The 10,742-nt window shown below is 74.1% G+C and carries 5 protein-coding genes and 1 pseudogene; 2 read left to right on the forward strand and 4 right to left on the reverse strand.

Features of this window, described 5'->3' with window-relative positions:
- Positions 1–153: 153 nt before the first annotated feature.
- A complete protein-coding gene (locus C5N14_RS19660; protein ID WP_207892794.1) occupies positions 154–3,051 on the reverse strand; it encodes a glycoside hydrolase family 48 protein in 2,898 nt (965 codons plus the stop codon).
- A 916-nt stretch (positions 3,052–3,967) separates the two neighbouring features.
- Here C5N14_RS19660 and C5N14_RS19670 point away from each other — a divergent pair.
- Positions 3,968–5,470, forward strand: coding sequence for a GH1 family beta-glucosidase (locus C5N14_RS19670; RefSeq protein WP_165878161.1), 1,503 nt, complete (start codon positions 3,968–3,970; stop codon positions 5,468–5,470).
- Positions 5,471–5,576: 106 nt separating this feature from the next.
- On the opposite strand, the gene C5N14_RS19675 is transcribed toward C5N14_RS19670, so the two are convergent.
- From C5N14_RS19675 to C5N14_RS19685, 3 genes are all read right to left on the reverse strand, one after another.
- Positions 5,577–5,990, reverse strand: coding sequence for a roadblock/LC7 domain-containing protein (locus tag C5N14_RS19675; RefSeq protein WP_207892795.1), 414 nt, complete (start codon positions 5,988–5,990; stop codon positions 5,577–5,579).
- 5 nt (positions 5,991–5,995) lie between these two features.
- Complete coding sequence (locus tag C5N14_RS19680; protein ID WP_117669589.1) at positions 5,996–8,647, reverse strand: nitrate- and nitrite sensing domain-containing protein; 2,652 nt, start codon at positions 8,645–8,647, stop codon at positions 5,996–5,998.
- 96 nt (positions 8,648–8,743) lie between these two features.
- Positions 8,744–10,156, reverse strand: coding sequence for an FGGY family carbohydrate kinase (locus tag C5N14_RS19685; RefSeq protein WP_117669590.1), 1,413 nt, complete (start codon positions 10,154–10,156; stop codon positions 8,744–8,746).
- A 283-nt stretch (positions 10,157–10,439) separates the two neighbouring features.
- On the opposite strand from C5N14_RS19685, the pseudogene C5N14_RS19690 reads away from it, so the two are divergent.
- A pseudogene (locus tag C5N14_RS19690) lies at positions 10,440–10,742 on the forward strand (chorismate-binding protein); the annotation flags it as partial.

Consider the following 10,742-nt stretch of genomic DNA (forward strand, 5'->3'; position numbering starts at 1 on the left):
GACGGGCCGGCCGGTCCGCTGCGTCGACCGGACAGCCGGCCCGTCCCGGCCTGACCGTGGGAGTCAGGCCGCCGGCCGACCGGGCTCATAGTTCCCCCTGGCCGGGCCGGACTCCGGGCGGGCGGGCCGCGCCGCCCACCCGGAGGATCCGGGTCACCCGTTCGGGAACAGGTTCCCGTAGTCGGCGTACGCCATGGCGACGTCGGCCTGGGCCCAGAACCGGTGGTAGTTGAACGTCGGCTCCGGGCCGCCGTTGAGGTACGCCTGCACCTTCGGCCAGTCGGGGTCGTTCTTGTAGAAGGACCGGATGTCCAGGAAGCTCTTGCCGGCGGCGATGGCGTCGCCGTTGGGCATCTTCCCGGTCCAGCCCGGCGGGATGTACAGGCCCTGGCCGTCGGCGGCGTTGTAGACGTCGTCGAAGCGCTTGTAGTCGCCGCGCTTCTCCGGCATCGAGACGCCCTTGGCGTCGCTGGCCGCGTACAGCGCGTCGAGCAGGCCCTTGGCGGTGGTCTTGGCCGCCGCGTTGCCGGACTTCGCGGCGTACGCGATCAGGGTCCGGGCGTAGGCGGCGGCGACACCGACGTCCTGGCCCTTGACGGTGACCTCGACGTGCAGGTTGGTGTTGGGCTGCGGGCTGGCCGGGTTCCAGTTGGCGGGCTGGCCGGTCCACTTCATGTCCGACGGGATCGACCAGTTGGCGCCCACCGTGGTGTTGGCGATCGCCCACGGCACCCACTTGTCCAGCAGGGCCTTGGCCTTCGCGTTGCCGGTCTCCAGGTACAGCTCGGCGATGCGCTGCATCGACCACGCCTGCATGCCGAACCACTGGTTCGACGGCGGGTCGTTGTAGACCGGGTCGACGTCGTAGAACATGCCGTAGAAGGTGGCGGTGCCGGCCGGCGGGGTGCCGTAGTTGCCGTCCCAGCTGTTGGTGGCGCCACCGGCGATGCCGCCCTCGGCGGACTGGAGCCAGGTGTAGAACTCCAGCTGCCGGTCGAGGCTCTTCTGCCAGTCGGCGACGGCGGTCGGGGACTGCGGCTTGAGCTCGGCCACGTTGGTCAGCGCCCAGGCCGCGAACGGGTTCTGGTAGCCGAAGTGGTTGTGGCTGGAACCGATCCGCCACGACCAGTTCTGGTTGGCCTCGTACGCGCCGCCCCAGGCGTAGTACCAGGACATCAGGTAGTGCGCCGAGTCCTTGCCGGTGCCGGCCGGGCAGGCGCTGGCGCCGACGCAGTTGCCGATCTTCTTGAAGTACTTGTCGAACATCGCGTACCGCAGGTAGTCACCCATCTTCGCGGCCTTGGTCACGGTGGCGGCGACGTCGGCCTGCTTGCCCTGCGCCTTGGCCCAGGTCAGGGCCCAGTACGCGGCCTGCACGGCACGGGCGTCCGCGTCGGGGGCGTTGGTGTACTTCCACTGCTTGGCGGGGGCGTTGGCCTCCTTGACGAACAGGTCGAGGTAGCCGTACTGGCCGCCGTGCTTGAAGGTGTCGCAGGACGGCTGCGGCACGGTCTCCCACACCGACTCCTGGGTGCCCCGCTGGAAGGTGTTGATGTACGCCGGCCTGGTGGTGCCGTCACCGCAGTGGCCGTAGCCGTAGGTGTTGTCGACGTCCAGCAGCCAGTGCATGCCGTAGATGTCGCCGGTGCCGTAGGTGCTCTGCAACTCCGAGCGCAGCGGGTCCTGGCCGACCGGGACGTTCGGCTGGAGCTGCGACGGGTACTGGTTGGGCAGCGGCCACTCCGCGGCGTACTGCGGGGTGCCCGCGGCGCCGGCGGTCGCCTGGTCGGCGTGCGACGGGATGATGTACTTCTCCATCACCGTCCAGGAGTTGTTGAACGGGGCCCAGTTCTGGGTGACCCGGCCGTACTGGGCCTCCAGCCACAGCCAGAAGCTGAACGCCTCGGACGTGGTCTCGTGGCCGTGGTCGGGCGCCTCGACGATCAGCGTCTCGATCGAGTGGTACGGCACGCCCTCGGGACTGAAGTAGCCCGAGTTCTTGATCTTGCCGTACTGGTCGAGGAAGCGCTTGATGTAGGCGTTGTCCCCGCCCGGGGCGTCGTTGTCGATCTCCGTGGCGGTGACGGCCAGGGGGGCGACGCCGGCGCCGGAGGCGGTGATGGTGGCGGTGCCCCCGACGGTGTCGGCGTCCTCCGCGGCGGCCACGGTGACGGTGACGCCGGTGTTCCAGTTGGCGGTCGTCAGGGTGACCGAGGCCGGCGTGACGGTGATGTCGGCGTCGCCGGTGCGGGTCAGCGTCACCGGCACGTTGGCCGTCGGCGCCGCGCTGAGCTTGAGGTTGAACGTGGCGGTGCCGCCCTCGTTCACGCTGACCGCGGACGGGGTGGCCAGCAGCTTCGGGCCGGTGGCCGCGGCGACGGTGAACGCCTTCTCGTCGACGGCGATGCCGTTGGCGTTGTCGTATGCCTTGGCCTGGACGGTGTAGCTGCCGGCCGGCAGGTCCTCCAGGGTGTAGCCGTACGGGGCGGTGGTGTCGGTGTTGACCAGCAGGCCGTTGCGGTAGAACTCGACCTTGCTGATCGTCCCGTCCGAGTCACTGGCGGTGGCGGTCAGCGGCACGTCGGCCGGGGCCTCGAACGGGCCGGCCGGCACGCCGAGGGACACCGTCGGCGGCTGGTTGGCGGGGGTGCCGCCGCAGGCGACGCCGTTGAGGGCGAACGCGGTGGGCTTCGGGTTGCTGCCGGAGTAGCTGCCGTTGAAGCCGATGGTGGTCGACGCCCCGGTGCCGAGGCTGCCGTTGTACGACTCGTTGGTCGCGGTCACCTCGCTGCCGGTCTGGCTGTACTTCGCCGACCAGCCCTGGACCACCTTCTGGCTGCTGTCGGGGAACGTCCACCTGAGCGTCCAGCCGTTGACGGCGTCGCCCAGGTTCTTGATGGTGACGTTGGCGGTGAAGCCGCCGCCCCAGTCGTTGGTGGCGTAGACCACGTCGCAGGCCGGGGCGGCCTGCGCGGCGCCGGCCGGCAGGGCGACCCCGCCGACGGCCAACGTGGCGGCGGCGAGCATCGCCGTCCGGCGACGTCTTGCCATGAGTCTCATGTGCGCGGTGTCTCCTCGGACCAGGCCGGGGCGCGGGGCCCCGGCGGGGAGCGCCTCCACGTGCGGGTGGCACGGGGGGACGGAGGCGCTCGGGATGGTGGTCGTTCCGGCCCGGCCGGGTTCGCAGGACGGGGCGTCGTCGCTGGCAGACAGCGCCGTCCGTCCTCTCGGGTGCCGTCCGGAAACCGGATGCCCTCGGCGACCCGCGCTCACGCGAGCTGGCTCCTCGTCGCGGTAGGTCGACAGTGTGGCATGGAAGCGCTCCCACAACAAGGAGCAAGCATGGGGCGGCAGCTAGATGTTTCGATCTCGTTTTGGGTCTTTCACAAACCCGTGACGGGCGTTACAGTCGCTGCATCGTCGATGGGAGCGCTTCCATCGACGGAGATGCACAGAAGATGTTGACCGGGGTCGTCGTGCGCGACGCCCCCGGGACCCTGCCCGAAGGCTGACGGCGGGCCAGCCCGGACGCCGCCGCCAGCCACCACCCACCGACGACGGAGGGAGGTGGAACCAGAGCCACTCGCGTGGCCCGGCTCCCGCGCGACACGCACGGCAGGACGCCAATTCCACTCGTGCGTGTTTGCATCAAGGTGGGGACGGGGGTTGCCCTCCCCCGTCCCCACACTAAACCCCCTGCCACCATGGGAAAAGAGGCCGACGGGTCAGGCGTGTCATCGCCGCCCGGCCGGCCTCGCTCGCTATCGGCGTACGCCGGCGCACCCGCGCCCCCGATCGCCACCCCCGGCAGCGCCCCACCTGCGCATCCGCGCAACCGGCCGCGCACCGGACCATTCCGCACAGCAGAGCCGACCCGGCACAGTCGCGGTCGTCCGCCCCCGCCTGCCTTATGCTGGGAGCGCTCCCGGCCGGTAGCGGCGGGCACCCACCACAAGGAGAAGGCCCCATGTCGATGCTCACCCGGCGGCGGCTGCTCAGCCGCGCCGCACTTTCCGCCACCGCCGGGGCCGCCGGCGCCGGCCCGCGCACCGGCGCCCTCGCGGCCGCCGTCGCCGCGACCGCCGGCAGCCTGGCCGCCGGCTGCGGAACCGGGTCGGACCCCGACACCGACCCGACCGACCGGCCCCGGGGCGAGCGGCGCTTCCCGACCGGTTTCGGCTGGGGCGCGGCCACCTCGGCGTACCAGATCGAGGGCGCCGCCAAGGAGGACGGCCGGGGCGAGTCCGTCTGGGACACCTTCAGCCACACCCCCGGCCGGACCCGCAACGGCGACACCGGCGACGTGGCCGCCGACCACTACCACCGCTACGCCGACGACCTCGACCTGATGCGCGACCTGGGGCTGCGCAGCTACCGGTTCTCCATCTCCTGGCCGCGCATCCAGGCCGACGGCACCGGCGCGGTCAACCAGCGGGGCCTCGACTTCTACCGCCGGCTGGTCGACGGGCTGCACGAGCGGGGCATCTCGCCGATGGCCACCCTGTTCCACTGGGACCTGCCGCAGGCGTTGCAGGACGCCGGCGGCTGGGAGAACCGGGACACCGCGTACCGGTTCGCCGAGTACGCCGAGGCGGTCTTCCGCGGCCTCGGCGACCAGGTGCCGGCCTGGCTCACCATCAACGAGCCGAAGACCGTGGTGCAGAACGGCTACCTCTCCGGCCACCACGCCCCCGGCTTCCAGGACCCGCAGGCGGCGTACCTGGTCGCCCACCACCTCCAGCTCGCCCACGGGCTCGCCGTGCGGGCGCTGCGCGCCACCGGCGACGCCGGCCGGATCGGCCCCGCGCTCAACCTGCACCCCTGCTACCCCGCCGACGACAGCCCCGAGGCGACCCGCGCCGCGCACCTCTACGACGGGTACGAGAACCGCCTCTACCTCGACCCGGTCTTCAAGGGCAGCTACCCGGCCGACGTGCTCGCCGACCTCGGCGCCGACAGCCGGCTGGCCCGGGGCGTCGCCGACGGCGACCTGGAGATCATCTCCTCGCCGGTCGACCTGCTCGCCGTGCAGTACTACACCCCGTACTACGTCACCGGCGACGGCGGCACGGTCATGCGCTGGCCCACCTCGCAGGCGGACTGGCAGCAGATCTACCCGGACGGCATGTACGACACCCTGACCCGGGTCACCCGCGACTACGGCCCCATCCCGCTGACCGTCACCGAGAACGGCCTGCCCCAGGCGGACACCCTCTCCGCCGACGGCACGGTCGACGACGCCGGCCGGATCAGCTTCCTGCGCGACCACATGGCCGCCGCGCACCGGGCCATCTCCGACGGGGTGCCGCTGGAGAGCTACCACGTCTGGTCGCTGCTGGACAACTTCGAGTGGGCCGAGGGGTACGACCAGCGCTGGGGCCTGGTCTACGTGGACTACCCCACCCAGCGCCGGGTGCTCAAGCGCAGCGCGCACTGGTACCGCGAGGTGATCCGGAGCAACGGCCTCTAGCCCGACGGCGAGCCACCCGGACGGGCGCGGCCGTGCCGTGCCCGCCCGGGTGGCCTCCGGCGGACCCGTCGTCCCGGCCCCGCCGGGCGGGGCCGGGACGACGTGGTCAGCGGGGCAGCGCCTGCTGGAGTTCGGCCCGCAGCGCCGGGGTGAGCATCTCGCCGGCCTGCTTGGCCAGCCGGGCCATCTCGTACCCGACCACGCCGATGTCGGCGTCCCCGGCCGCCAGCGTGGCCAGGATCGAGCCGTCGCGCACCTGCATCACCAGGAAATAGCCGCGGCCCATCTCCACCACCGTCTGCTTGACGACGTCGTCGTCGAACATCTGCGCAGCCCCGGCGGTGATACTCATCAGGCCCGAGGTCACCGCGGCGAGCTTGTCGGCGTTGTCGCGGGGCAGGTGGTCGGAAACCGCCACCAGCAGCCCGTCGGACGAGACCACGATCGCGTGCGCCACGCCGGGCACCCGCTGCGCGAACCCGCTCACCAACCAGCTCAGGTCCCGGGCCTCCTGGCTCAACGTCATCACTGTTGTCCCCCTTCGGTGTTCCCGCCGGCCGGCGGCAGGAAAATCTCGGTGGTCTCCTCCGCCTCGGCCCGCCGCACCCCGCTGTACAGCCGGGACAGCATGCCGCCGACGGCCTCCGGGTCCAGGTCGTGCCGCGGCGGCCGGGCCGTGCCCGGTCGGGCGGATCGGGTCACGGCGGACAGCTGCGCCATCGGCACCCGCACCGGCAGGCCGCGCTCGTTGGTGCCCCCGGTGACCGGGACCGCCGGGGGCGCCGGGGCTGCCGGGGCGCCACCCTGGGCCGGGCCCTGCCGCGACCACCAGCCGCCCCCGCCGTCGGCGGGCACCCCGGCGGCCGGGGCGAGCACGTCCTCCGCCCGCACCGGCACCGGCCGGGACTGCCGCGGCGTGGTCCCGCTGCGCGGCCGGCGGCCGGCCACCGGCAGCTCGCCCGGGCCCGCCGGCCCGCCGCCGGTCCACCCCGCCACATCGCCGCCCGGCTGCGCGGACCCGGCGGCGACGAAGCCGTTCTGCGCGGACCCCGCGACGCCGGCCTGCCCGGACCCCGCGACGCCGGCCCATGCGGCAGCGGCACCGCCCGCGCGGGCCGTCCCGCCCAGCGCGGTGGTCAGCATCCGCCGCGACGGCGGCGGGTCGAGCTGGACCGGCGGGGCGGCGGTGAGCAGGGCCGCCGGGATCCGGACCAGGGCCACCAGGCCGTCCTCGCGGGGGTGCAGGCGCACCTGCACCGCGTGCCGGGCGGCCAGGTGGCTCACCACGAACAGGCCCATCCGCTCGGACGCCGCGACGTCGGCGGCCGGCGGGGACGTCAACACCTCGTTCGCCTCGGCCAACGCGGTCGGGCTCATCCCCAACCCCCGGTCGGTCAGCTCCACCAGGGCACCGGGGCCCTCAGGGCGGGCGGCGACCAGCACGACGGTGTCCGGCCGGGAGAACGTGGTCGCGTTCTCCAGCAGCTCGGCGAACAGGTGGACCAGGTCACCGATGACGTGCCCGACGACGTGCAGGTCGGCCGTCTGCTCGTGGCGCACCCGCTGATACTGCTCGATCTCGGCGCTCGCGGCCAGCAGCACGGCGGCGAGGCTCACCGGCCGGTTCCACCGCCGGGTCGACTCGCTGCCGGCGAGCACCAGCAGGCTCTCGTCGCTGCGCCGCAGCCGGGCGGCCAGGTGGTCGAGCCGGAACAGGTTCTCCAGCTGGTCCGGGTCGCTCTCCTCGCGTTCCAGGTCGTCGAGGAGTTCGAGCTGCCGCTCCACCAGCACCTGGCTGCGCCGGGCCAGGTTGACGAACATCAGGTTGACGTTGCGGCGCATGGTCGCCTGCTCCACCGCGACGCTGACCGCGCTGCGGTGCACCGCGACGAACGCCTCGGCCAGTTCGCCGATCTCGTCCAGCGAGCGGACCACCGCCGGCGGCACCTCGATGTCGGACACCCCACTGTTGACCTGCCGCAGCCGGTCCAGGGCGTCGGGCAGGTCGATCTGGGCGATCCGCAGCGCCTGGCCGCGCAGCAGCCGCATCGAGCGGGCGACGGACCGGCCGACCAGCACCGAGATCAGCAGGGCGACCAGCAGCACCGCGACGATCCCGCCGACCACCAGCAGGGTGGCCCGTAACTGGCCGGCGCTGGCGTCGTCGGCCCGGGTCACCGCGTCGTCGAGGACGGCGGTCTCCAACTGCCGCAGCCGCTCCTGGCGCTGCTCGCCGGCCGCCCACCACTGCCGGGCGTCCAGGACGCGAGGCGCGGCGCCGCCGATGGGCAGGCTCTGCTCCTCCAGCTTCGTGGCGGCGGCGAGGGCCGGCTCCTCCGACGCGGCGTCGTAGCGGCGGATCTGGTCGGTGGTGGCCACCACCCGGAACGCGCCGAGGGCGGTGAGCTGCTGGGCCCGCAGGTCGGTCAGCTCGACCTGGTCCTCCACTCCGAACCGGCCGGCACGGGCCGCGGCGTAGAGCTCGGCGCGGACCCGGGAGGACAGCTCCTTGACCCGGGCCAGCTGGACGTAGCGCAGCACGCTGTCGTTGAGCGCCCGCTGGCCCTCCCCCGGCGAGGGCTGGGCGAGCAGGGTCAGCAGCGCGTCGATCGCCCGGTGGTAGTTGCCGAGGATGGTGTCGTTGGCCAGCACCGCCGGGGGAACGGTCGCCCGGATGTAGATCACCTGGTCGTACGCCTCCAGCGTCTCCGAGTAGGCGACCTGCCAGGCGGCGCCGGCGTCGGCCAGCGGGCCGGCCGCCCGCCGCAGCTCCCGCACGGCGGCGTCACTGGCGGCATGCAACGGCCGCAGCGCGGCGATCGCGGCGTCCCGGTTCGCCCGGCCGCCGACCCGGCGCAGCTCGGCCAGCTCACCGGCGGTGCGGTCGCGTTCCCGCTGGAGCTGGTGCACCACGGCGGTGATCTCCCGGCCGATGCCGACCTGCTGGGCGAACTCGCTCAGCGCGGTGGTCTGCCCGACCAGCCCCCGGGTCTGCACCCCGGCCAGCACCAGGAACGCCACCGAGGGAATGACGAGCACCGTGACGAGCTTGGTCCCCATCCGCCAGTCCCGCAGCCGCAGCGGCGAGCGGCGGCGGTGCGGCACGACGCGGACGTCGAACCGACGCCGACGGTGGTTGGACACCCCGCTTCCCGCCGGGTCGGGACCTACGCCCACACAAGCCTCCTAGGCCCTCGCGTCCACCGCATCGGGGAGCGGGGTCCATCCAACCAGGCAGGCCGGCGCTGTCAACGGGCTCACCTGAGCGAAAGGTCAGGAAGGACACCGAGGGCCGCGCCGACCTGGCGGGGTCGGTGAGGGCACCTCATCCGTCCGGCCGATGTCGCGGAGCGCCACCGGCTCGTCCCACCGGCCCAGCGCCACCCGGGCCGCGCCGGTCGCGCCGATCTCCGGGTCGGGGCGGTAACGCACCCGCCGGGGTGCCAGGACGGCCGCGAACGACTCCCGCCACCACCCGGACGCGGCCAGCGCGCCGCCGCCCAGCACCACCTCGACCGGCCCGTCCACGGTGGACTCCAGCTCGGCCAGATCGGTGTCGACCAGCCGGCAGATCCCGGACATCAGTCCGGCGAGGACGTCGACCGCGCCCGTGCCGAAGCTCAGCCCACGCAGTTCGCCGGAGCCGGCCGGGGCGTGCCCGGGGGGCCGGTCGCCGCCGAAGCGCGGATTCGCCGGCACCCCGCCGCCCGGCGTGATCCGGGCCAGCGCGGCCTCCAGCTCGGCGCCCTCCGGCAGCCGCAGTTCCCGCCTGGCCCAGGCGAACAGGTTACCCCCGCTGGAGTACGCCGCCCCGGTGACCACGTGGTCGTGGTCGACCCGGTACCGCCACAGCCCGGCGGGCAGCGGCGGCAGCTCCGCGCCGGCCGGCACGGCCTGCACCAGCCGGACGGCCGCGGACGTGCCGACGGTCACCGCGGCCCGGCCCGGACCCACCGCGCCGGAGCCGACGTTCGAGGCGGCCCCGTCCCCCACCGGCGCCGACCAGGCCGCGCCGGCGAGCTGCGGCCAACGGCGGGCGTGCTCCGGCCGCAGCCGGCCCCGCCAGTCGGCGGGGGCCAGCTCGGGCAGCTCACCGGGGCCCGCGCCGGCCAGCTCGCACGCCTCGGCGTCCCAGGTCAGCGTGCTCAGGTCGAGCAGCCCGGTGCCGGAGGCCTCGGACACCGACATCGGGGCCGCGTCGAGCAGGGCGCCGAGCACGAACTCGGCCAGGCCGACGAAGCGGGCCGGCGGGGTCGAGGTGCGCTGCCGCAGCCAGGGCAGCCGGACCGACCAGTAGCAGCGGTGCCACCAGGTGCCGGTGCGCCGGTGGTAGGCGGCCTCGTCGGCCGGGCCGGTCGCGCCGGCCGAGGGCCCCGGCCGGGTGTCCAGCCAGGTGAGCACCGGGCCGAGCGGCTCGCCGGCCCGGTCCACCGGCAGCACCGAGTGCCACTGGGCGGAGACGGCGACCAGCCCGACGTCGCGCAGGTGACCGCCGGCGGCCAGCTCGTCCAGGCACTCGACGAGGCAGGCCAGGTAGGCGGGACCGTCCAGGGTGCCGGCGCCGGCGCCGTCGACGGTGAGGCGCACCTTGCGGCGGGCGAGCGCGCCGGGCCGGAGGGCCGCGTCGGCGTCCAGCACGAGGCCACGCACCGAGGAGGTGCCGAGGTCGAGGGCGAGAATGTCCATCGTCGATCACCGTACCCGGCGGCCGGCGTGGCGGCCCGGCGGTCCGCGTCGGCGCAGGTGGCCGGCGGCCGGTCCCGTACCCCGGGATCGGGTTACCGGCGGGCGGCGGCGCGCGTAGGGTGACTGCATGCCCGCGCACCTGACCTGCTGGTGGCCCGCCGACCCGGCGGCCCACCCCCGCGCGTAGCTTCCCACGCGGCCGCCCGAGAAGGCGGTCGCCGGTTTCTCTCCCCGGCCCGGGGCCGCCTCCGACGGCGCCGCCCGGCCACCAGGAGAAACCCCGATGACCAGCCCGCACGACCTGCTCGCCGCCGCCGCCCGCGGCGTCGACCCCGGCCCCTTCGCGCTCGTGCGCCGCGAGGGCGTCGACCACCTGGAGCTCTTCACCGGCACGGTACGCCCCGTCGACCGGCTCGCCGACGTCCCGCTGCCCGACGGGCCGCCCGGCCCACGCACCCTGGCCCTGGTGCCCTACCGGCAGGTCACCGAGCGCGGGTTCGCCTGCGTGGACGACGGCGTCCCGCTGGAGTGCCTGGAGATCACCGGGCAGGCCCGGTTGCCCCTGGCCGACGCGCTCGCCGCCCTG

The sequence above is a fragment of the Micromonospora sp. MW-13 genome (assembly GCF_003434305.1).
In the GTDB taxonomy this organism is placed as follows: domain Bacteria; phylum Actinomycetota; class Actinomycetes; order Mycobacteriales; family Micromonosporaceae; genus Micromonospora.